The organism is Rhodomicrobium sp. R_RK_3, from assembly GCF_002198715.1.
Lineage (GTDB): Bacteria > Pseudomonadota > Alphaproteobacteria > Rhizobiales > Rhodomicrobiaceae > R-RK-3.
On record NZ_MWLK01000031.1, the window covers coordinates 118,987 to 140,509 of the forward strand.

The 21,523-nt window shown below is 64.1% G+C and carries 25 protein-coding genes; 22 read left to right on the plus strand and 3 right to left on the minus strand.

The genetic code is table 11. The annotated features are described in order from the left end of the window. Positions 1–111 precede the first annotated feature (111 nt). The 9 genes from BLEFHOIH_RS18340 (at position 112) to BLEFHOIH_RS26345 (ending at position 6,919) form a co-directional block, all read left to right on the plus strand. A complete protein-coding gene (locus tag BLEFHOIH_RS18340; protein ID WP_088347467.1) occupies positions 112–327 on the plus strand; it encodes an AlpA family transcriptional regulator in 216 nt (71 codons plus the stop codon). A 140-nt stretch (positions 328–467) separates the two neighbouring features. After that, positions 468–2,240: a phage/plasmid primase, P4 family gene (locus tag BLEFHOIH_RS18345; RefSeq protein ID WP_088347468.1), complete on the plus strand. Its 1,773-nt coding sequence runs from the start codon at positions 468–470 to the stop codon at positions 2,238–2,240. 132 nt (positions 2,241–2,372) lie between these two features. Next, entirely contained in the window at positions 2,373–2,702 is a 330-nt protein-coding gene (locus tag BLEFHOIH_RS18350) for a hypothetical protein (protein ID WP_125461785.1), read from the plus strand. Then, positions 2,689–2,922, plus strand: a complete 234-nt coding sequence (locus tag BLEFHOIH_RS18355; RefSeq protein WP_125461786.1) for a hypothetical protein — start codon at positions 2,689–2,691, stop codon at positions 2,920–2,922. The genes BLEFHOIH_RS18350 and BLEFHOIH_RS18355 overlap by 14 nt, the downstream gene beginning before the upstream one ends. A 122-nt stretch (positions 2,923–3,044) precedes the next feature. Next, complete coding sequence (locus tag BLEFHOIH_RS26340; RefSeq protein ID WP_125461787.1) at positions 3,045–3,347, plus strand: hypothetical protein; 303 nt, start codon at positions 3,045–3,047, stop codon at positions 3,345–3,347. A gap of 153 nt (positions 3,348–3,500) precedes the next feature. Further along, positions 3,501–4,838: a phage major capsid protein gene (locus tag BLEFHOIH_RS18360; protein WP_088347471.1), complete on the plus strand. Its 1,338-nt coding sequence runs from the start codon at positions 3,501–3,503 to the stop codon at positions 4,836–4,838. Positions 4,839–4,970: 132 nt separating this feature from the next. Further along, positions 4,971–5,558 carry a hypothetical protein gene (locus BLEFHOIH_RS18365; protein ID WP_088347472.1) on the plus strand — a complete coding sequence of 196 codons (588 nt, stop codon included), beginning with the start codon at positions 4,971–4,973 and terminating at the stop codon, positions 5,556–5,558. Between the two features lie 54 nt (positions 5,559–5,612). Continuing rightward, positions 5,613–6,170, plus strand: coding sequence for a hypothetical protein (locus tag BLEFHOIH_RS18370; protein WP_088347473.1), 558 nt, complete (start codon positions 5,613–5,615; stop codon positions 6,168–6,170). Between the two features lie 62 nt (positions 6,171–6,232). Further along, positions 6,233–6,919: a hypothetical protein gene (locus tag BLEFHOIH_RS26345; RefSeq protein WP_125461788.1), complete on the plus strand. Its 687-nt coding sequence runs from the start codon at positions 6,233–6,235 to the stop codon at positions 6,917–6,919. 61 nt (positions 6,920–6,980) lie between these two features. Here the strand turns inward: BLEFHOIH_RS26345 and BLEFHOIH_RS18375 are convergent, their stop codons facing one another. Beyond that, positions 6,981–7,187, minus strand: a complete 207-nt coding sequence (locus BLEFHOIH_RS18375; protein WP_088347474.1) for a hypothetical protein — start codon at positions 7,185–7,187, stop codon at positions 6,981–6,983. Positions 7,188–7,276: 89 nt separating this feature from the next. On the opposite strand from BLEFHOIH_RS18375, the gene BLEFHOIH_RS18380 reads away from it, so the two are divergent. Continuing rightward, a complete protein-coding gene (locus tag BLEFHOIH_RS18380; protein ID WP_088347475.1) occupies positions 7,277–7,471 on the plus strand; it encodes a hypothetical protein in 195 nt (64 codons plus the stop codon). A 40-nt stretch (positions 7,472–7,511) separates the two neighbouring features. Here the strand turns inward: BLEFHOIH_RS18380 and BLEFHOIH_RS18385 are convergent, their stop codons facing one another. Beyond that, positions 7,512–7,949 (minus strand): hypothetical protein, encoded by a 438-nt coding sequence (locus BLEFHOIH_RS18385; RefSeq protein ID WP_125461789.1) that lies wholly within the window; start codon positions 7,947–7,949, stop codon positions 7,512–7,514. On the opposite strand from BLEFHOIH_RS18385, the gene BLEFHOIH_RS26350 reads away from it, so the two are divergent. Further along, positions 7,930–8,661 carry a hypothetical protein gene (locus BLEFHOIH_RS26350; protein WP_125461790.1) on the plus strand — a complete coding sequence of 244 codons (732 nt, stop codon included), beginning with the start codon at positions 7,930–7,932 and terminating at the stop codon, positions 8,659–8,661. The genes BLEFHOIH_RS18385 and BLEFHOIH_RS26350 overlap by 20 nt on opposite strands. Positions 8,662–8,796: 135 nt before the next feature. On the opposite strand, the gene BLEFHOIH_RS18390 is transcribed toward BLEFHOIH_RS26350, so the two are convergent. Beyond that, the gene (locus tag BLEFHOIH_RS18390; RefSeq protein ID WP_088347477.1) at positions 8,797–10,209 is read right to left on the minus strand and encodes a PLP-dependent aminotransferase family protein; all 1,413 of its coding nucleotides are present in this window, start codon (positions 10,207–10,209) and stop codon (positions 8,797–8,799) included. A 91-nt stretch (positions 10,210–10,300) separates the two neighbouring features. Here BLEFHOIH_RS18390 and BLEFHOIH_RS18395 point away from each other — a divergent pair, with 91 nt between their 5' ends. The 11 genes from BLEFHOIH_RS18395 (at position 10,301) to BLEFHOIH_RS18445 (ending at position 21,438) form a co-directional block, all read left to right on the plus strand. Further along, positions 10,301–10,720, plus strand: coding sequence for a cupin domain-containing protein (locus BLEFHOIH_RS18395; protein WP_088347478.1), 420 nt, complete (start codon positions 10,301–10,303; stop codon positions 10,718–10,720). A gap of 17 nt (positions 10,721–10,737) precedes the next feature. Next, entirely contained in the window at positions 10,738–11,214 is a 477-nt protein-coding gene (locus tag BLEFHOIH_RS18400) for a carboxymuconolactone decarboxylase family protein (RefSeq protein ID WP_088347479.1), read from the plus strand. Between the two features lie 83 nt (positions 11,215–11,297). Next, a complete protein-coding gene (locus tag BLEFHOIH_RS18405) occupies positions 11,298–11,972 on the plus strand; it encodes a winged helix-turn-helix domain-containing protein (protein ID WP_088347480.1) in 675 nt (224 codons plus the stop codon). A 131-nt stretch (positions 11,973–12,103) separates the two neighbouring features. Beyond that, entirely contained in the window at positions 12,104–13,207 is a 1,104-nt protein-coding gene (locus BLEFHOIH_RS18410; RefSeq protein WP_088347481.1) for a ChuX/HutX family heme-like substrate-binding protein, read from the plus strand. A gap of 742 nt (positions 13,208–13,949) precedes the next feature. Next, the gene (locus tag BLEFHOIH_RS18415; RefSeq protein ID WP_170937247.1) at positions 13,950–14,549 is read left to right on the plus strand and encodes a response regulator transcription factor; all 600 of its coding nucleotides are present in this window, start codon (positions 13,950–13,952) and stop codon (positions 14,547–14,549) included. A 155-nt stretch (positions 14,550–14,704) separates the two neighbouring features. Continuing rightward, positions 14,705–15,451: a sugar transferase gene (locus tag BLEFHOIH_RS18420; protein WP_088347483.1), complete on the plus strand. Its 747-nt coding sequence runs from the start codon at positions 14,705–14,707 to the stop codon at positions 15,449–15,451. A 303-nt stretch (positions 15,452–15,754) separates the two neighbouring features. Beyond that, on the plus strand, positions 15,755–17,227 hold the full coding sequence (locus tag BLEFHOIH_RS18425; protein ID WP_088347484.1) for a lipopolysaccharide biosynthesis protein: 1,473 nt from the start codon (positions 15,755–15,757) through the stop codon (positions 17,225–17,227). A gap of 84 nt (positions 17,228–17,311) precedes the next feature. Then, complete coding sequence (locus BLEFHOIH_RS18430; protein ID WP_170937248.1) at positions 17,312–18,388, plus strand: glycosyltransferase; 1,077 nt, start codon at positions 17,312–17,314, stop codon at positions 18,386–18,388. A 2-nt stretch (positions 18,389–18,390) separates the two neighbouring features. Next, positions 18,391–19,446: a glycosyltransferase family A protein gene (locus tag BLEFHOIH_RS18435; protein WP_088347486.1), complete on the plus strand. Its 1,056-nt coding sequence runs from the start codon at positions 18,391–18,393 to the stop codon at positions 19,444–19,446. A gap of 22 nt (positions 19,447–19,468) precedes the next feature. Continuing rightward, the gene (locus BLEFHOIH_RS18440; RefSeq protein WP_088347487.1) at positions 19,469–20,482 is read left to right on the plus strand and encodes a glycosyltransferase; all 1,014 of its coding nucleotides are present in this window, start codon (positions 19,469–19,471) and stop codon (positions 20,480–20,482) included. Then, complete coding sequence (locus tag BLEFHOIH_RS18445; RefSeq protein ID WP_088347488.1) at positions 20,479–21,438, plus strand: glycosyltransferase family 2 protein; 960 nt, start codon at positions 20,479–20,481, stop codon at positions 21,436–21,438. Before BLEFHOIH_RS18440 ends, BLEFHOIH_RS18445 begins: the two co-directional genes overlap by 4 nt. The last annotated feature ends 85 nt before the right edge of the window (positions 21,439–21,523 follow it).

The following is a 21,523-nucleotide window of genomic DNA, read 5'->3' on the forward strand; positions in this document are numbered from 1 at the left end:
CAAAAAATGTCGGTGCGCCACGGCACACCAGCCCGTCGCGCTGTGTGTCGAGCGGATCGTTCAATGTCCCGCTCCCCCTGTGTTCCACCTCGTACCCAGTAGGAGCTCGATATGGCTGATGCGCCACTGCGCAAATTTTTGCGCCTGCCCGCGGTAGAAGCGGCAATCGGAAAAAAGAAATCGTGGCTTTACCGCGCCGTTGAGGCAGGCGAGTTTCCGCGCCCCATCAAGATCGGATCGGCAACCGTTGTGTGGGACGCCGCCGAAATCGGCGCGTGGCAGGCGCAGCGCATCGCTGAGCGCGATCAGGCCGCCGCCGATGCGTGACCCTCTAGACACGGCAACGCCGCCGCGGGCGCGATCCCGGGCGGCGCTGGCAGGCATATATCGGCAGACGAGCCCCGCCAAAATAACTGCGACGCTGGCTGACGTCAATCCGCGTAGATCTGGGCGGGGGCGCTGAGCGCATGCTCGACGATTCGGAGTTGGACCGCCTCGCGTTCGAGGCGGCGGCGGCGGCGATGGTTGCGTCGAGGCCACGCAAGCGCAGTGGCAAGGCTGTGGCGCCCGAGGGCCAGATCGAGGCAGCGCGGGAATTGGCGCGGGGCCGCGAGGACGAAATCGCCCGGTTATGCGGCGTGTGGGGCGGCTCAGACGGATCAACGGAGATCCTGGCGCTGATCGCGGCGGCTCATCCGGCCGAGCAAAACGGGGGGATCGCCGATATGGATCTCGCCGGGGCGGCCGAAATGGTGCTGTGGCGCGTCAAGATGCGCGATGAGTTCAAGGCCAAGGCCGAGGCGAAGCCGGCACCGGCAAAGGCCCCGGAGGCGAAGCGGCCGCGCGGGCGCTCGAGGACGGCCGACTCGGTGTCGCAACCCGACCGCGTTGCCGCGCCGCCAGCGCTCCATGGCGAGATCGTCGGCACCGTCTCTCAAGATGCTATCGCAACTGCATTTGTCGGGACGGCGGACGGGCGCCTACTGTACTGCCACAGCGAAGGCCGATGGTTTTTTTGGGAGGGGCATTGGTGGCACAAAGATGAGCGCCAGCTCGCCTTTCATTTCGCGCGAAAAGTGGCCCGCGAGCTGTCGGAGCGGCTGGGTGACGATGATCAAAAGGCGATTCGGCGGGCAACATTCGCAGCCGGCGTCGAGCGGTTTGCTCGGTCCGACCCGTTTGTAGCGCGCACGGCCAGCGATTGGGACCGCGACCCTTGGCTACTCGGAACGCCGGGCGGCACTGTCGACCTCAAGACGGGCGTTCTGCGGCCTGGTGATCCCGCTGACGGTATCACCAGGGTGACTGCTATTCCGCCTGCCGACAAAGCAAATTGCCCGATCTGGCGAACGTTTCTGAGGGAGGCCACGGCCGGGGATGGTGAGCTCGTGCGCTACCTCGCCCAGATCTGCGGATATTGTCTCACTGGCGTTGTCCGCGAACACATCCTGCTGTTCCTCTACGGGCCGGGCGGAAATGGCAAAACGACGTTCCTGCGCGTGCTCACGGACATCCTTGCTGCGTATGCGATGATGGCGCCCATGACGACGTTCACGGCCGCGCCATACGATCAGCATCCGACTGACCTGGCGATGCTGCGCGGTGCCCGTCTCGTCACAGCAATTGAGACGGAAAGCGGCCGCGCATGGGCCGAGGCGCGCATTAAACAGGTGACGGGCGCCGACCCCATAACGGCGCGGTTTATGCGCCAAGACTTTTTCACCTATGTGCCCCAGTTCAAGCTGCTGACCGGCGGCAACCACGTGCCGACGTTACGGAACGTTGACGATGCGATTAGGCGACGCGTCCGAATCATCCCGTTTCAGCACAAGCCGGTGACGGCGGATACGGCACTGCCGGAAAAGTTGCGTGGCGAGTATCCCGCTATACTCCGTTGGATGATCGAAGGCTGCGCTGACTGGCTCGCCAACGGCCTCGTTCTGCCGGCTAGCGTGGCAAGCGAGACGGCGACTTACCTGGACACGCAGGCGGCCGTCTCGGAGCCGTTCGCGGAGTGGCTAAAGGAGTGCTGCGAGCTGGCGCCGGGCGGCACCCGCTTTGAGGCGTTTGCCGCCCACCTCTTCGACTCTTGGCGCGCGTTTGCATCGAACGCAGGTATCGATTCTGGCAGTCAAAAAGCGTTTGCAAAATCGCTTGAAAATGCGGGCTGTGTCTCGCATCGAGGCGCGAAGGGCGTTCGTAAGTGGCTGGGAATACAGCTGAAAATTTCGCTTGGGTGACGCATATGACGCATGGTGACGCATTTTCCGCTTATACGCTCACGTACGCGCGTATGAGGCGATAACCGGGGAATGCGTCACCATGCGTCATATGCGTCACCCGGCGGGCATAAGGAGTGAAAGGACGCGAGCATGAACGAGCAAGGCAGATTGTTGACCGTGAACCATGTGCCGGCGGCGCCGGGCTACAAGGTCATCAAGAACATTGATGTGCAGGAAATGCAGGCGCTGCTGAACGATCCGCGCCGCTGGCCGTCCTGGCCATGCCGCGACGTTATCGCCTGGCGAATTGAGCATCGCCGCAGCCAGGCCGGCGACGGCTTTGACGCGGTGACGCCCATCACCGTCATCGGCGACGACAGTGGCGCGATCCTGTGCCCTGACGGCAGCGTCGATGACGAAGGAACCAAGTTCGAGACCATGAGGCATTTTCTGACGGCGAGGCTCGTTGGACATGGGTGACAGGATGCAGATCAACGAACCAGCCGCCGAGCGCATCGCCGGCGCGATCGTGATGCTGGCCTATCGCCACGAACCGCTGGCCAGCTCCGCCTCGATGGCAGCCGGCGCGCTGCTGGCAGCCATCAATCTCAAGCTTGCCTCAGCGAGCGCGGCGGAGACTGCGGCCTGGCTCGATGAAGTCGGCGCCGCGCTGATCGAGCAAGCGCTCGCCGGTGGCTGAGTTGTGGGCCCGGGGGGATGCCAAGCTTTTTCGTCGCCAAGCCATGACCGGCGCGCATCCTGCATTTGCACCGAAAGCGATTTTCGAAGGGGGAGATCAATTTTCCCCCGAAGGGGGAAACGATGCCAAAAACGATGCCGTCCGAAGGAAGATCAAATTTTGATGATGAGAAAAAAACCATGAGCCAGCAGTCGGATGTAGGCCGCCGCGTTGCCGCCGTCATTTTGCGGATGTTGGCGAGGCTCGAGCGGGAGCATGGCCTCGCCGCCGCAGACCTCGCCGCTGGCGCCATGGAAGCTGGGATTTTGCATCACCTCGGCGCTAAAGGTTTTCCGGCGACGGCGAGCTTCGCGGCCAACACGGCCGAGGGGATCTTGTTGAAAACCTTGACGGAAGGCGTTGCCAGCAACGGGCGTCCGCATTGACGGCGGGACTTGAGCGGTGCAGATTTGATTCGCTCATTGACGACCCTTTAGGCGCCCCGGCGCGCGCGGGATGCCCGCGCCGGGGTTCTCTTTGAATCTCATGAGCAACGATGCGGACTTCGCCAGTGGGACGCTGCGCGGGGAACCTGCGGGATGCAGAGCCATCGCCACCCCCCTGTGATTTACCCGCTCCACGCGGGCGAGCGAAACGCCGGCGGGATGCTGGACGCCGCGAGCCAGGCGCGAGCTGACGCAAGACCGCAATCCATGACTTTCCAAAATCGTGAACAGCGCCCGGCGCTGGCCTCCGTTTTTCCTGAAATCAAAGCCGCCATCGACGAAAATTCGAAGGCCTTCGACGAATACCGATCGACGAGCCAAGCAATCCAGGCCGACCTGGTCGACCGCATAGAGACGATCGAGGCTAAGGGGGCAAACCCCAGAAATCCCGGCGCGGGCGGCGATGCCGAAGCCCGCGAGCACAAAGCGAGGTTTGAGGCTTGGCTCCGGAAGCCCAGCGATCCTCGAACGATCTCTGCACTCGGCGAATTTCAAGACGGGCTCGCTAAGAAGGACATGACCATCGGAAGCGATCCGAACGGCGGATTCGCCGTCCCGCAGCAGATCGCCGCTGACATCGAACGCCTCGAGCTGAAACTTTCGCCGGTGCGCCGCCTCGTGAAGATCGTGCAGGCGGGAACTTCCGACTTTCATCACATCGTCAGTGTTGGCGGAACGGAAAGCGGCTGGTCGAGCGAGACCGGCACGCGCTCGGCGACAGCGACGCCGCAGCTGCGCGACGTCGCGCCGACGCAGGGTGAGCTCTACGCTTATCCGACAGTTAGCAACTGGTCTTTGGACGACGTCTTTTTTGATCTTTCGGCGTTCCTGACCGAGGAGATAGCAACCGAATTCGCCTTCCAGGAAGGTCTCGCGGTTATCAGCGGCAACGGATCCAACAGGCCTACTGGGATGCTGAACACCACTCCGGTGCTGACCGCCGACGGCGCCTCGCCGCTGCGCGCGCAGGATGCGTACCAATATGTCAATTCGGACGCCGATGTGGACGATTCGCCTGCGCCGATCGGCATTAGCGCCAATGCCCTCATCGATCTCGTTTACACTGTCAACAGCGCTTACCGGTCGAATGCCAACTGGATCATGAACAGCGCCACGGCCGGCGCCATCCGCAAGCTGAAGACTGCCGATGGCCGGTATATCTGGGGCGATTCCCTGATTGTCGGTCAGCCGGCGTCGCTGCTCGGCTATCCGGTGGAAATCATGGAGCAGATGCCGGACATCGGCGCCAACGCGTTCCCTGTCGGGTTCGGTGATTTCAGGCGCGGTTATCTACTCATGGACCGCGTAGGCTTGCGCATCACGCGCGACGAGGTGACGACGCCTGGTCTGACCAAATTCTATGTGCGCCGCCGCGAGGGCGGCAGGCCGCTGAACAATGATGCGGTGAAATTTCTTCGCACGATCCAGTAGTTAGCTGGCATCGGCGCGTCGCGGCGACGGGGGGATGCACAAGCTTTTCCCCGTCGCCTCGGACACCGGCGTGAGACTGCAAAAACTCTAAACCGTAAGAATTTCGCGTTTTGCGTGTAAGGAATCCCCCTCATGACCATGGCACGCTGGCAGTCGACCATCGTCGACAGCAAAGGCAATGTGCTGCCCGCCGCACAGATTACCGTTCGGCGCGAAGTACCGGGCGCGCCGCTGGCTCGGATCTATTCCGACCGGTCCGGCGCAACGCCGCTCGGCAATCCGTTCCCGGCCGATAGCGAGGGTTTTGCCGCCTTCCATGCGCCGGGCGGGGCTTATCGGATTACGGCCCAGCTCGGCACCGTGTCGCGGACCTGGCGCTATGTCGCCATGGGCCTCATGGCCGAGCGGGACTTCGTCGATGCATTCCTGCCACGCGGCGCATGGGCGGGCGGCACGACCTACGCGCAGAATGATCTCGTTTCGCATGACGGCTTCGCTTTCGTCTCGAACGGGAGCGGCAATGTCGGGAACGAGCCGCAAGTGTCTGGCTCGCCTGCGGCGCCTTCATCGGATGCCGACTGGACGCATGTCGGGACGATGGGAACGAGCGGCGCGGACGGTGCGCCCGGCGCCTCCGATGTGGTCGGCACTTCGACATCATCGGTTGCCATCGGGACCGGCACGAAAGCGTTCACCGTGGCGGAGACGGATCGGGGCTGAGGCGTCGGCGCTCGATTGCGCGCAAGCAGCGCCGCAAATCCGTCTGTGAACTTCATGGAAGGCGTCATCACCAGCTATAGCGGGACGGCGCTCGAAGTGCTCGTCGATCTCATCGGCGGCGGCGGAACGCACGCTGACTGGACCTTCAGCATCGCCGGCCAGCGGGGCATGCAGGGCGAGCAAGGGGAACAGGGGGAGCAGGGCGAGCAAGGCGCGTCTGGCGCCGACGCTCCCATCATCGTCTCGTTGCAAGTCTATCTCGCCAATGAGAATGTCGTCATCTCGAATGCAGCTGGTGGCGTTGCCTTCCGCGTTCCGGCTGATCTGGACGGGTTCGAACTTGCCGGCGTCGGTGCATCGGTGGCGACGCCCGGCACGACCGGAAATCTTGACATTCAGGTTCGGAACGCCATGCAGGCGGCCGACATGCTCTCGACAGCCATGAGGATTGAGAGCGGCGAGAGCGGTACGCAGACGAGCGCGCAGCCCGGCACGATTGACACGGCGAACGATGACGTCGCGACCGGCGATCTGATCGTGATCGACGTCGACACGGTGCAATCCTCGCCGCCAATGGGGCTGATCGTGGATTTGAAGTTTGAGGCTTCGTGATGATGCAACCGCGCATTGTTCATGTACGGCGTCGCCCACGGCCTGCGCCGCTACCGGCTTCCATGAGATTTCTATATGCCGCAGACGGCGGTAGCGTCCTGCAAGTGGGCTACCCTGGCACGGCGTCAGATGCAGATCGAAGGCGTTTTACTCTGTCGTGTTGGGTAAGAAATCTCGCTGGTGACGATGGCACCGGCGCGGCGATCTTTGCACTTACCGGAGATTTCTCTGCCATTAGTCTTGCCGCCATTACCGGGTTGCAAGTTAGCTACGCTGCCGGCGGATTAGACGGAGCGATTTACTCTGGCATTCCTAATGACGTTTGGTCTCACTTTGTGTTTCAGCTCGACACATCGCAGGCAGTTGAAGCCGATAGGCTCAAAGTGTTCAAGGACAACGCCGAGATATTTCCGCTTGATCCGGTTGTCATGACGCAGAACCGGCTGTCGGCGTTCTTCCTTTCGGGTGCGGCTCTTAGCCTTGGTGCTCTCTTCCCCATAGCCGGAAAGCTGGCATTCGTGGACATATGCCCCGGCAACATTTATGCGCCGTCGTCATTTGCTGCGGATGTCAGCGGCGTATGGTCAGCTCGGATGGCGCCTTCGGTGAGCTACGGCACCCTCGGCAGCAGATACGATGGCTCGGACGGTTTCAACGATACCAGCGGCAACGGCCTGCACCTGACGGATATCGGCAACCCTGACCCGACCGTCGCCTTGGATTTCGCGGACCTGCCGCCCTATGCGTGAGCCGCTATCAAGAAAACGCCGCCCGTGAGGCTTGCCTCACGGGCGGCACGGCCATCGGCGATCAGTCGATGCAGGCTCGAAATGAATGGTCGAGCTCGCGCTCGATTTCCCCAACCAGGAATATCGCGCTGGCCACGTGCTCGCCGTTGTTCTGGCAGTCGGCCGCGCCAGCCAGCACGACACGCAGCGATTTGCTGAGCGACATGAGGCGGCTGGCGGCTTGCTCGTATTCGGCTTCGGATTGAGAGGGGAATTCGTCGGTCACCATCAGGATATCTCCACACACATCCACGTATATCCACTAATGTGTACGCATAGGAAATTGTGGCGTCAATACGTAGTCATTATGCTGCTGGCATGGCTACGAAACGCGACGAACAGCGAAGCAAGAAGCGCCTGCACTCCATGGCGATAAGGCTCGATGACGAGATGAAGGACGATCTGCGCGCCATTGCGGACGAGCAAGGGCGCCCCGTCGCGAACCTCATAGTTTTCGCATTGCGGGAATGGCTCGCGGACCAGCGGGCAAAAAAAAACCCGCCGCAGAGCTGATCCGCGACGGGCTTGGTTTTGGGCGCCACTGGCGGCGCTGCTAGGCCGTGGCCGCCGCATACTCGTTTGCATCCCAGCGCCGTTTCGCCGGCGCCTTCCGCAACCCTGCTTCAATGCATCCGGCGTAGCAGCTGATCTCGCCAGCGACGACGCGCGTTGCAATGGCCGGGTGGTCCGCTTGCAGCCGCGCGAGGTAGTAGGCGGCGCTGCCGCGCTTTGCAGCCACTGCAACGGCTTGCGGTGCAGGCGCTGCAACAGCGTCCGCATCCGGCGTTGCAACGTCCTGAGCAGGCGTTGCAATTGCATCCTCGCGGCGGCGCGGTGCAAGGCCGAGCGCCAGGAAGATGAAGCCGCCCAGCTCGAGGCCGAGCGGCAGGATCAGCGGCAGGTATAGCCGGACGTCGCCGGCGTCGATGCCGAGCACGGCCGCCAGGCGCTCGGCGCCGGGATCCGCTGCGGTGACGGGTGCGGTCGCCACGAGCGCGCTGCGGGCTTCCGCGACAGCCGTTTCCGCTGCCCGGCATTTTGGGCCGCGCTTCACAGAGCAGCAAAAGCGCATCCACGCGCGTCAGCTGAATCTCGCGCGGCGGCATCTCACACGCGAGCAGAAGCGTGAGCTGATTGCGGCGGCGCTGGTGGAAGATCCGCGTAAGTCAGATAGGCAGCATGCGGAAGAGTTGGGGGTGAGCCATCCGCTAGTTGGTAGTGTTCGAGAAGAAATACAATCGAAAGCTGATGATGGAAGCAATTTCCATCGTCAACCAATGATTACGCGAAATGGCCAAGAACGCGTCAGGGTTGCGCCCCAGCGCGAGCCATCCCCGTCGCCATCACCAAGCTGGCAGCTTTCTGACGTTGCGCAGGATGCGGAACCGCGCGTCGCGGAGCCGAGCATCAGCATCAGCCACATTGGCCCAGTGATCGCCGGTGATGCGGAGCCGGCCCGGCCGATTGCTGAGGACGTGGTGCCGATGGCGCCGGCGTGGAGCATTCCCGCGCGGGAGGGCGCAACCCCGACGGCGACGAGGGCGGGGCGCGAGCTTTTTCGCCGCCAACTCCTGACCGGCGCGCATCCTGTGTTCGCGATGAGAGCAAAAACCCGAGTGGGAGATCAAATGTCGGTGCGCGGGACGCGCGTTCCAATGGCGTCCGCAGGCTTCCCCGAAAATCGTTGGTATTGGAGTTGGTGATTTTATTTTTTACACCAACTAACCATCTGAAATAACTAAGAAATATCGAATAATGTTGCTCCTAGCGCCCCAGCCAGCCGAATCCCGGTGGCATCCAAAATCCCCCAAAACTCATCGCCGCAGATTCCGAGCCGATCAGACGAACCGGCGAACCACGTCCAAGAGCCGGTCGCAGGAGCGGCCAAGGTTGCGTGCCGGTGCGGTTGCGACGCCGAGCAGGAGCCCGGATTCGGCGCCGCCGGGCGGGGCATACCAGGCTGAAAGCGGCGTCGGCGACATGCCGAATGCGGACAGCTCGCGCGCGATGGCCACGTCAGGTGCCCCCCTCGGCAGTTTGAGCAGCACGGCCAGACCCGGCGCGGCAACCCGATCGGCGCCGGCGGATGCCTGCAAATAATCCAGCAGCGCCTGCCGCTTGGCGGCATAGGCGCGCTTGGTTCGCCGGAGATGGCGCATGTAGTGGCCCTCATGCATGAACGCGGCGGTTGCCAGTTGCACCGCGGGTCCGGGCGCCGGCGCGAGACAGGCCGACATCTCCGCGAAGCGGGCGATCAACTCGACCGGCGCGACCAGGAAGCCAAGCCGGACCGCCGGACTGATGGTCTTGCTGAACGAGCCGATGTGGATGACGCGTCCGTCCCGGTCGAGCGAGGCTAGCGCGGGCGCGGCCCGGCCGTACAGTTGCAACTCGCTCAGATAATCGTCTTCGATCACCCATGTACTGTTTGCGGCCGCCCATTCGAGCAGGCGAAGCCGCCGCTCCAGCGACAAGGTGTAACCGAGCGGTGCCTGCTGGCCTGGGGTCACGACGACGAGCCTGGCGCCCGGATGATGGCGCAGCCCGTGATCGATATCGATGCCGCCGGCATCGACCGGGATCGGCGCGAGCGACAAGCCCGCAAGCTCGAGGCCCTTCCTGGTGAACGGGAAGCCCGGATTCTCGATCCAGGCGGTGTGGCCGCTAAGGCCGAGGACGTTGAGCGCGAGGCCGAGCCCCGCACTGAAACCGCTGGTGACGATGATTTGCGACGGCGAGCAATTGATGCCGCGCGCCAGCGCAAGATAGCCCGCGATTTCTCGCCTCAGCTCGGGCTCGCCGCGCGGGTCCGGATAGATGGGCGCGGCGTTTGCCTCGGCGCGGACCGCATGGGCGCGAAGCCGCGCGAACAGGGTGGCCGGGAAGGTCTCGGTCGCGGGCACGCCCATCTGGAAGAGCGCGGGGCCGCGCGTCATCTCCTGATAGGTCTGCATGAACGAGCCTGCGCCCGGCGGCTGCTCGCTCTCCTCGGCCGCCCGCGGACGCTGGGCGACGCGCGTGCCGGCCGCGCGCGAGGCCACGATCAACTGCGCGGCGGCCAGCTTCTCATAGGCGGTCCGCACCGTGCCGCGCGCCACGCCAAGCTGGGCGGCAAGATCCTGCCATGACGGCAAGCGCGCGCCGGGCGCCAGCACGCCCGTCTCGATGGCCGTGCCGACGCCCCGGCGGATCTGCTCCGCCAAGGGGATCTTTGTTGTTCGGTCGAGCTTGAGCTGCAGCGCTTTGGTCACGCGACCCTAGTACACGATTTCTTCGCCTTCTTGGTGCTTTTTTCTAGCCCAGCGCGCGCCATTTCCTAGGCTGACGAAAAGGAGAAAGCCCATGCGAATCCGCATCATCATCGCCGCGAGCTGCGCCGCGCTGGCTCTCGCGGCTGCCGGGCCGATCTCGGCCCATGACGGTCAGACCGACACCGTCACGCCCAAATTCCATCAGGCGATCCCGAACATTCCCGGCAAGTCGCTCGCTGTTCTGGAAGTCGACTTCCCGCCGGGCGCGGCCTCCGTGCCGCATCGTCATGCCAAGTCCGCCTTCATCTATGCCTACGTCGTCTCGGGCGCGATCGAGTCGAAGGTGAATGACGGCGAGACCCGCATCTACAAGGCCGGCGAGGGCTGGTTCGAACCGCCGGACGCGACCCATCCGATCAGCCGCAATGCGAGCAAGACCGAGCCGGCAAAGCTGCTCGCGGTCTTCGTCGTCGACTCCGGCGAAACGGCGCTCACAACCCCCGTCAAATAAGATCAAGGACGCGAAATATGACCAAGAGGCTCGATTACAATCAAGTGGCTCCCAACGGGGCCAAGGCGCTCGGTGGTGTCTACGGCTATGTGCTGCAGAGCGGTCTGCCCGGCGAACTGGTGGACCTCGTCTATCTGCGGATCTCGCAGATCAACAATTGCGCCTATTGCCTCGACATGCACAGCCGCGACCTCCTCAAGCGGGGCGTGAAACCCGAGAAGCTGGCGCTGGTGCAGGCCTGGGAGGAAGGCGGCAATCTCTTCAGCGAGGCCGAACGCGCCGCGCTCGCCTGGGCCGAGAGCGTGACGCTCGTCGCCGCGACCGGCGTGCCGGACAGCGCCTACCAGGCCGCGCGGGCCGTCTTCAATGAGAAACAACTGGTCGACCTCACCATCGCCATCAGCCTGATGAACAGCTACAACCGCATGGCCATCAGCTTCCGCAGCACGCCGCAGGCCGTCGAAGCCGAAAGCATAATGGAGCACGCGTCATGACCCTTCGGGCGATCTCCGGGTAGGCGCGCCCAGGGGTCGCGTCGCCCATTGCCTGCTTCGAACAGTTCGACTAGCATCGATGTATGACAGCTAAACCCGACATCTCCCTGATCGCCTCGCTGGTCGGCGATCCTGCCCGCGCCGCCATGCTCACCGCGCTGATGAGCGGACGCGCGCTGACCGCCATCGAACTTGCCCAGGAAGCCGGCGTCACCCAGCAGACCGCCAGCTCGCATCTCGGCAAGCTCGACGAGGGCGGCCTCATTAGCATCGAGAAGCAGGGCCGTCACCGCTATTACCGGCTGAGCGGACCCGATGTCATGGCGGTGCTGGAAGGTCTGACGGGGCTTGCCGCGCGCAGCGGCCATTTGCGCCTGCGCACCGGGCCGAGGGACCCCGCCCTTAGGCGGGCGCGGGTCTGCTACGACCATCTCGCCGGCGATCTGGCGGTGCGCATGTTCGACCGGCTCGCCGCGCGGGGTCTGATCCGTCATGAGGGCGAACACTTACACCTGACGGCCGAGGGCGAGCAATTTGCCGCCGGATTCGGCATCGATCTGGCCGCGCTTCCGAAGGGCCGGCGGCCGCTCTGCAAGGGCTGCCTGGATTGGAGCGAGCGGCGCAGCCATCTCGCGGGCGGCCTGGGCGCGGCTTTTCTCAGCCGTTTCGAGGCGCTCGGCTGGGCGCGGCGCACGCCCGGCAGCCGGCTGGTGACCATTACGCCGAAAGGCGAAAGAGGCTTTGCCGAGCAGTTTTGAACGCCGCTCAATCCACTCCCTGTGCATAAAGCGGGAGGCAACGCCCCGCCGATGCCTTACAATACCGCCAGAATTGCGCGCGGCGGCAGGTCCCGCCGCAAAAGTGGTCCTGAGAGGGAGATCGAAAGATTATGATCGAGGCGAACGGAGCGCGCCTATCCGGCGAGGCCTTGCGGCAGGCGCTGGCGCTGTGCAAGGAGAAGCATCCGGGCATCCGGGCGCGCGATGCGGCACGGGAGCTGGGGGTGAGCGAGGCGGAGCTGGTCGCTTGCCGCGTCGGCAACGGCGTGGTCCGGCTGGACGCCGATTTCGCCGATGTGCTGCGCGCCGCGCCCAGCCTCGGCCGCGTCATGGTGCTGACCCGCAACGAACATTGCGTGCATGAGAAACATGGCGTCTTCGATCATGTCTCGATCGGCCCCGGCCACGGCATCGTGCTCAATCACGATGTCGACCTGCGGCTGTTCATGAGCCATTGGCGGTTCGGCTTCGCGGTCACCGAGGAGGTGCAGTCCGGCACCCGCTCCAGCCTGCAATTCTTCGATATCGACGGCACGGCCGTGCATAAGATCTACGCCGTGGGCGATACCGACCGCGCCGCCTATGACGCGCTGGTCGAGCGCTTCAAGGCGCCCACCCAAACGGCCGAGATCGAAATCGCCGCCCTGCCCGCCCGCCTGCCGGACCGGCCCGACGACCAGATCGACATCGCGACCTTCCGCAAGCATTGGCGCGCCTTGCAGGATACCCATGACTTCTTCGGCCTGCTGCAGGAGTTCGGGGTGGGCCGCGCCCAGGCCATGCGGCTCGCCGAGCGGGAATTCGCCTATCCGATCGAGACCGACGCCTTCCGCGCGGCGCTGGAGCGCTGCGCCACGGACACGATTCCGATCATGTGCTTCGTGGGCAATTCCGGCTGCATCCAGATCCACACCGGGCCGATCCAGACGCTGAAGATCATGGGTCCCTGGTTCAATATTCTCGACCCCAGCTTCAATCTCCACCTGCGCGAGGATGCGGTCGCCGAAGCCTGGGTCGTGCGGAAGCCCACAAGAGACGGCATCGTGACCTCGCTGGAGTTGTTCGACCGCGAGGGACATTGCTTCGTGCAGTTCTTCGGCGAGCGCAAACCCGGCAAGACCGAACTCGAAAGCTGGCGCGAAGCGGTGGCCGCGCTGGTGCGCGCCGACGGCCCAGGCGAAGTCGCCGCCGACCGAACCCCTTCTTACGCTTAACGAATTTTCCGCTCAAGGCTCGCCGCCCGGCCACATCGCCGGGTGGCCGATTCGGCCTTGCTTAACTTCATCCCCGCTTAAGCCAGCGCCGTGCCAATTCGCGATCACCCTCGCGGTGAATTCGTGCGTTCGCGGATCGTCAATAGGGGTTTAGCGGTTAATCCCCGGCCATTTTTCGTTAAGGAAGAAAGACTTAGCCCCCGTTGCATAAAGACAACAATGCGTCGAAAACTGTTAAATATCGGTGAGAAACTGAAATTTGTCATAGCGTATTCGCGCGGTTTTCTTACAATCCCGTTTCAGAACGAAACAAAGTTGACCCGTGTTGAATATATTGCTTAAATAAGCCGCGTGAATTAACCGTCTTCCGCGAGAAGGCGGATCATTAATTTTAAAGTCAGACAAACATAAATTTCGGGGCTACTGTTAACCTAAGCAAAAGTTTTCCTGCTTACCGCTGCCGGAACGTGGTGCTGCGGTGCACAATCTATCTTGCGCTAGGATGAAACGGAGTTATAGTCCGGAGTAAGATTTAGCGCTCGTTCATCATTACGTTCTACCCAAAGCCCCGACCTTAGGCACGAGTCCGTTGATGAGTATCACCTATAGAGAGCCGGGACATGTACATCGGGACTCTGAGAACCGATTTGCGACCGCTAATATAGCCTCCAGACCTGCTTCGAATGTTGCACCTCAACTGTCGGCCGTCATTATAGAACCACGCCAACTCATTCGAGATTGCTTGGCGCGCGCTCTGCGGGCGGCTTGCGGGCACGACGTCATCGCCGTCGCCTCTATCGACGAATGGCTGAATATTTGCGAGCACACGCCGGCGGCGGTCGTGCTGCTGAGCGGTTTCGAGCAAGCCGGCGACGGCGATCTCTGCCATAAAATTCAACGGCTTGCGGGCGCCAAGAAACGGCTTCCGACCGTGGTGCTGGCCGATGCGGAAGAGGCCGGCGATGTGCTCAGCGCGCTGAATAAAGGCGTCAAAGGCTACATTCCAACGAACCTTTCGCTCGACGTCGCCGTCGAAGCTATGCGGCTGGTCCGGGCGGGCGGGGTCTTCATCCCCGCAAGCTGCCTCAGGGCCACCGACGACCCGGCCGTGGCGCGGAGCCCTAAAACCGCCTGGAGCAGCATGTTTACTGCCCGCCAGGCGGCCGTCGTGGAAGCGCTGCGGCAAGGCAAGGCCAACAAGACCATTGCCTATGAGCTTCAATTGCAAGAAAGCACCGTCAAAGTGCACATCCGCAACATCATGAAGAAGCTGAAAGCGCGCAATAGAACCGAAGTCGCTTATATCGTCACGAGACTGCAAAACAACAACAATAAAACTTAAGCATCAAAAGACGTCAAAAACAAAACGTCGATCACACACTCCTCCAATGGGCCTAATTGCTACGGGGACGACTGAATATGCTAAGAGTTTCCAATCTCACTGGCCGTCGTATTGGCCAAAATCATAATGAACCGCTGGTAAAATCGCACCCGGTCATGCTGCTCGGCCGCGACCCCGCCGCCCGTCTCGGTGAGGAAACTGCCTCCAGCCTCTCGGCATGGGCCTCCGCTCATGCGCAGAACGCGGAGCAATCCGCCGAGGCCGGCTTTCACCCTGTGGCCGGCGCCCCGATCGGCGGCGCCGCCAAACGGATCTTCGACATCACCATCGCCTTCACCACGCTGGTGCTGATGGCCCCGCTGATGCTGCTGATCGCGGCGCTGATCTATGCCACCACCGGCGGCCCGGTCTTTTTCGCGCAGCGCCGCATCGGCTTCAACCGCGCCACCTTCTCCTGCTACAAATTCCGCACCATGGTGACCGACGCCGATGCGCGACTCAAACTGCATCTGGCGACCCATCCCGAGGCGGCCCGCGCCTGGCAGGAAACGCAGAAATTGAAATACGATCCCCGCATCACCTGGCTGGGCCATATTCTGCGCAAATCGAGCCTCGACGAATTGCCGCAGCTCTTCAATGTCCTGCTCGGCCAGATGAGCTGCATCGGCCCGCGCCCGGTCATCGCCGAGGAGCTGCAGCGCTACGGCGAGCATGCCCAGGATTATCTGCGGGCCAAGCCGGGTCTGACCGGCATGTGGCAAGTCAACGGCCGCAGCAGCACCAGCTACGCGCACCGGGTGAATTGTGACCGTTTCTACGTCCGGCGCTGGTCATTGCTGCTCGACTTCATCATCCTGTTCAAGACCATACCGGCCGTGCTGAAATTCGACGAAACGGCTTGAACCGGCCGTCTTCGCGCCTGGCCGGCGAGGCCGCTGCCCCCCGGCCGCCAGAATGCGCGATCTTAACGTTGACGGGCAGATGCGCTTGAACTTAACGCCTTGAGGCCGGACTTATTGCTCGTCCAAGCTTTTGATGATTGATTTGCTGATTGCTTAGCCTTGTGCCGGTAATGAATTCGCAATTTCTTTCGCGAACAGCAGGTCTGCCCAGCGTTTGTCATGTCTTAACAGGGCAGACCCAATCGGCACCAACTCGTAACGCATGGAGTTGGCCGCCCAGTCGAGTTCCACAAGGACGAGTTCATGAGTTCAGTCAGACGCGCCCTGTTCCTCGCTTCGGGGGAGCGCTACATCATCATCCTGATCAATCTCGCCATGGTTCCGATCATCGCCCGCCTGATGGGACCGGCGGAATTCGGCATATCGGTGCTCGGCATGGCGGCGCTCGCCATCGCCGAAGCGGTTCGCGATTTCGGCGGCACCGCCTATATCATACAGGAGCGCGAGCTCACCACCGAGCGGGTGCGCACCTCCTTCACCATCACGCTGATGTGGACGGCCGTGCTGGCCGGCGCGCTGCTGCTGTCGGCGACGCCGCTGGCGAACTTCTACAATGAGCCCGGGCTGGCTTTCTATCTCTGCGTCGTCGCCCTCTCCTATGTCGTCGGCCCCTTCGTCTCGCCGATCTCGGCGCTGCTGCACCGTGAAATGGCCTTCGGCCGGATCGCCACCATCAATGTCACCACCACATTGATCTACGCGCTCTCGACCATCGTCTTCGCCACGCTCGGCTTCAGCTATATGAGCTTTGCCTGGGCCAATTTCATATCCGGCACCTGCGGCATGCTGCTGTGCTTCTATTTCCGCCCGGATTTCTCGATCTTCCGCATCTCGCTGATCGACTGGCGCACGCTGGTCAATTTCGGCGGCTACAAGACCGGCGCGCATCTGCTGCTGACCTTGTGGGACTACATCCCCTATCTGATCTTCGGCCGTCTCCTCGACGCCGCCGCGGTCGGCCTCTACAACCGGGCGCAGACCCTCAGCCAGATCCCGAAAAAGGCCATCTTGGGCGGCATCGCCGCGATCGTCTTGCCGATCTTCTCAGCAACCGCCCGCGAGGACGGCGATCTCAAGGGCAGCTATCTGCGCGCCGCGACCTTCGTCACCGCCGTGCAATGGCCGAGCCTGGCCGTGCTCGCCGTGCTCGCAAGCCCGATCGTCAATATCCTGCTCGGTCCCAACTGGCAGGGCGTCGCGCCGCTGGTCTCGATCATCGCCGCCGCCTCGATGTTCAATTTCTCGGCCAATCTGACCCCCTCGGTGCTGCTGACCTCGGGCGGCGTGCGCTCCTTCTTCCTGCTCAATCTCATCGTCGTGCCGCTGTCGATCCTGCTGGTCGCGGTCGCCGCCCATTACGGGGTGACGATGGTGGCCTGGGCCATGTTCGTCATCGCGCCGATGGAAATTGCCGTTTCGCTCTACGTCATCCGCCGCGTGGTGCCGTTCTCGCTGCGCGAGCTGTTCGCCGCCCTGTGGCCGAGCGCCGTCGTCACCGTCTTTACCCTCGCCGGGCCGGTCGCCGCCGGCATCGCCAATGGCGGCCATTTCAACCTGCCATTTCTCGCGGCGCTGGGCGCCATGGTGCTGGCGGGGATCGGCTGGGTGTTCGGCCTCTGGTTCACCAAACATCCGCTCTGGGACGAAATCATCCTCATCGGCCGGGCCGGTCTCGGCCGGATGCGCCGCGGCGAGCCGATCGCCGCCAATACATGAGCCGGAGGCGGCGGGGGGCACCATGATCGAAAGCGCTCGAACGATTGCCAGGACGCAGATCCGCAGCCGCGGATGGAGGCGGGCGTGACCGGAATCTGCGTCGTCATCGCCGCCTTCAACGCCGAGGCGACCATCGCCAAAGCCGTGCGCTCGGCGCTCGCCCAGCCGCCGGTCGCCGAGCTCTTCGTCGTCGACGACGCCTCGGGCGACGCCACTGCCTCCGCCGCGCTGTCGCAGGATGACGGCAGCGGCCGGCTGAAGCTGATCCGGCTGACCCAGAATGTCGGCCCGGCGGCGGCGCGCAACATGGCGCTCGGCGAATCCTCCGCCCCCTATTTCTGCGTGCTCGACGCCGACGACTATATGATGGCCGGCCGCATCGCGCGGCTGATGGCCAGCGCCCCGGCCGAATGGGACCTCATCGCCGACGACATCGTCATCGTGCCGCAGCGCGCCAACCACGCCTTTTCGGTCAGCCGCGACGGCGACACCGGCGCCCGCACCCTCGACCTCGAAGCCTTCGTCAACGGCAACATCTCCCGCCCCGGCCGGCCGCGGGCCGAACTCGGCTTCCTCAAGCCCATCATAAGCCGCGCCTTCATCGACCAGCACGGCCTCGCTTATGACGAGGGCCTGCGGCTCGGCGAGGATTACGCGCTCTATGTGCAGGCCCTGCTTTGCGGCGCCCGCTTCCGGCTGGTCAGCGCCTGCGGCTACGTCGCTGTGGAGCGGCACGATTCGCTGAGCTCGCGCCATTCGGCGGAGGATCTGCGCCGCATCGCCGCCTTCGACGACGCCATCCTGGCGACGCATACCGGTCTCGCCGCCCCGGAACGGCGCGCCCTGCTCCGCCACCGCGCCGCGACCGAGAAGAAATACCTGCACGGCCTGATGCTCGACCGCAAGCGCGAGAAGGGCCTGCGCGCAGGACTTGGCGTCCTCGCCGAGCATCCAGGCGCCCTGCCCTATATCCTGGCCGAGACCGCCCGCGCCAAGCGCCATGCCATGATCCGGCGCCTGCGCCCGGGCATCGGCGAAGCGCCCCCCACCCCGCGCTTCCTGGTCGGCTTCCCCAACACCCGTTTCTGCGAAGCCTCGGGAACCAGCGAAATCATCGAACCGAGCGTTGAATCCAAAACACTATATTCAAAGGGATTTTGACCATGGCGACCGTGGACATCGCAGTTCCTTGCTATAATTACGGCCGCTTTCTGCGCGAATGCGTGGAAAGCATCGTCTCGCAGGACGTGACCGACCTCAGGGTGCTGGTGCTCGACAACGCCTCCACCGACGACAGTTTCGAGGTCGCGCAGGAACTTGCCAGGGGCGACGCCCGGATCGCGGTGCATCGCCATGCGAAAAATATCGGCAGCCACGCCAATTATAATTTCGGCCTCGACTGGGCCGCCTCGGACTATTTCCTGCTGCTGGACGCCGACGACCTGCTCGCCCCCGGCGCGCTGCGCCGCGCGGTCGGCCTGATGCAGCAAGATCCCGGGATCGGCCTGACCTACGGCACCGAGCTGCGCCTCGAATTCGGCCCCGGCGTCGTCCCCCGCTACGACACCGGCGACGGCGATGGCTGGCGCGTCATGACCGGCGAGGATTTCGTCCGTTCGCAGATCGAGGCCGGCTTCTGCACCGTCGGGTCGAGCACCATGATCCGGCGCACCTCGGTGCAGAAAGCCGCGGGCTATTACCGCCCCGCGCTGCGCTTCTACGACGATTGGGAACTGATGCTGCGTATGGCCAGCTTCGGCAAGGTGGCCGAGACCGGCGCCGTCCAGGCCGTCCGCCGCCTGCATCCGGGCGCGCACAGCTCCTTCTATTACGCCCAGCCCGTCCAGGACATCATCGAGCGCGAGGCGACCTTCGTCAGCTTCTTCGCCAATGAGGGCAAGGGCTTCCCGCAATCGGCGGGGCTGATGCGCAATCTGCGCCGCAAGCTCGCCGCCAAGACCTACTGGTCCGGCGTGTCGCATATTCTGCGCGGCAAGACGGCGGTCGGCTGGAACCTGCTTAAATTCGCCTTCAGCCGGCGTCCGCTCGCCGCCTTGCTGCCGCCCGTCGAGCATTTCCTGCAGATGGATCATCCCTTCGAGCGGCTGAAGGACATCGTGCTGGAAACCGTGACGCGGCGCCCGCACGGCCGCTGGCTGCGCGAGCGCGAAGCGATGAGCGTCGTGTTCGAGCCGACCGAGAACCGGCCGGTCCAATGAGCGCGGCGCGAGAGGCTAGGCGATGATCGAGGCGGCTATCGAGACGCGCGACAAGCCCGGCCCGCAAGACGGCGCCGTCCGCGCGGACATCTCCTTCATCGTCGCCACCTATAACGCTGCGCCCTTTGTCGGCGATGCGATCCGCTCGGCCCTCGCCCAGACCGGCGTCTGCATCGAAGTCATCGTCGCCGACGACGCCTCCACCGACGGCACCGCCGATCTCGTCGAGGCGATGGCGCGCGAGGACGCCCGCATTATGCTGATCCGCCGTGCGGCGAATGGCGGTCCCTCGGCCGCCCGCAACGCGGCGATGGAGCGGGCGGGCGGCGACTGGCTCGCCATTCTCGACGGTGACGATCTGATCGCGCCCGAGCGCAGCCGCCGTTTGCTGGATCTTGCCGCCGCCACCTCCGCCGACATCGTCGCCGACAATTTCCGGCGCTTCCACCGCGACGGCGAAACCGGCGGCGCCACCATGATCCCGCCCGGAGCCGAGCCCTACGCCTTCATCGTCGATGCCCCGGCCTTCCTGCGCGCCAACCGCGCCTTCGGCTCCCCGCGTTTCACGCTCGGCGCGGTGAAGGGCATGTTCCGCACCGAATTCTTGAAGGCGAACGGCATCCGGCATCGCGAAGGGCTCGATTTCGGCGAGGACTTCCTGTTCTGCCTCAATGGCTTGCTGGCGGGCGCGCGGTTCGTCGTAACGTCGGAGAGCTTTTACCGCTACCGCATGCACGCGGCATCGCAGAGCTGGCGGCTGAAGGCGTCGCATCTGGCGCAATTGCACCAGATGATCGGCGATGAAAGGCTCGCCGAACGCTTCGGCACCCGTTCCGACATCGCGCTCGCCGCCCAATCCTATGTACGCAGTTTTGAGCGCGCGGCCGAATTCGTCGCCGCCGTCGATGCCGCCAAGGCCCGCGACCTCCGCGCCGTGCTGCAACTCGTTGCCACCAATCCCGCCATCTGGCCGCTGATCCTGCGCTTCGGCGGCGCGGCCATCGGCAAGCGGCTGAGGAGGCTCGTTCCCGTATGACCGTGCTCGCCCCGGCCACCCCGCTGCTGGCCCTCTGCGTCTGCACCTATAACCGCCCCACGGGCCTCGCCGCCCTGCTCGCCTCGCTCGACCGGCAGCGGTTGGAGCGGCTGCAGGACGACCACATCGTGCTGGTCGTGGTCGACAATTCGGCGGAGGGCTCGGCGGCGGAGTTGTGCCGGCTTTATGCCGGGAGCGGCCGCTTCACGCTGCGGGCCGTGCATGAGCCGAAAAAGGGGCTCGTCCATGCCCGCAACGCCTGTCTCGCCGCCGCGCGCGCCGACGAGGCGACGCATATTATCTTCATCGATGATGACGAGGCCGCCGAACCGCTCTGGCTCGAGGCGCTTTACGGGCGGCTCATCGAAAGCGGCGCCGCCGCCGCCCTCGGCCCGGTCTTCCCGATCTTCGAGCGCACCCCGCCGTCCTGGCTGCCGGTGCATCGCTATGTCAACCGCGTCGCGGAGCGCGGGGGCTTCGCCGAGGACGGCTTCACCTGCAACGCCATCATCGCCCTATCGGCGCTCGGCGAAGGCGCGGGCTTCGATCCGCGCTTCAACGAGACCGGCGGCGAAGACACCATGTTCTTCAAATCGCTGCTGGCGCGCGGCCACCGCATCGCCTGGGCCGAGGACGCGCGGGTGCATGAATTCGTGCCCGAGCGCCGCATGAGCCGCCGCTGGATCTTCACCCGCTGGTACCGCACCGGCAATGTCGAGGCGCATCTGGCGATGTCCGCGAGGCCCTCGGCCGCCGGACGCCTCGGGAGCCTCGCCAAGGGCCTCGCCCGCCTCGGCGCGGGCAGCGCGCGCATCGCCTATGCGCTGCTGGCTCATGGCTGGCGCCGCCCCGACCGGGTCACCTCGAGCTTCTACACGGCCTGCCGCGGCGCGGGCTATGTCGCCGCGGCTTTCGGCGGCGCCTATAAGGAATATGCGCGCCCGGCCTACCGCTGATCGTAGCCCGCCCTGCCCCACACGCTTGCGATCCTCCGGCAACTTTGCTCTTATGGCAAAAATTTCCTCGCCGTCCGCGCACGGA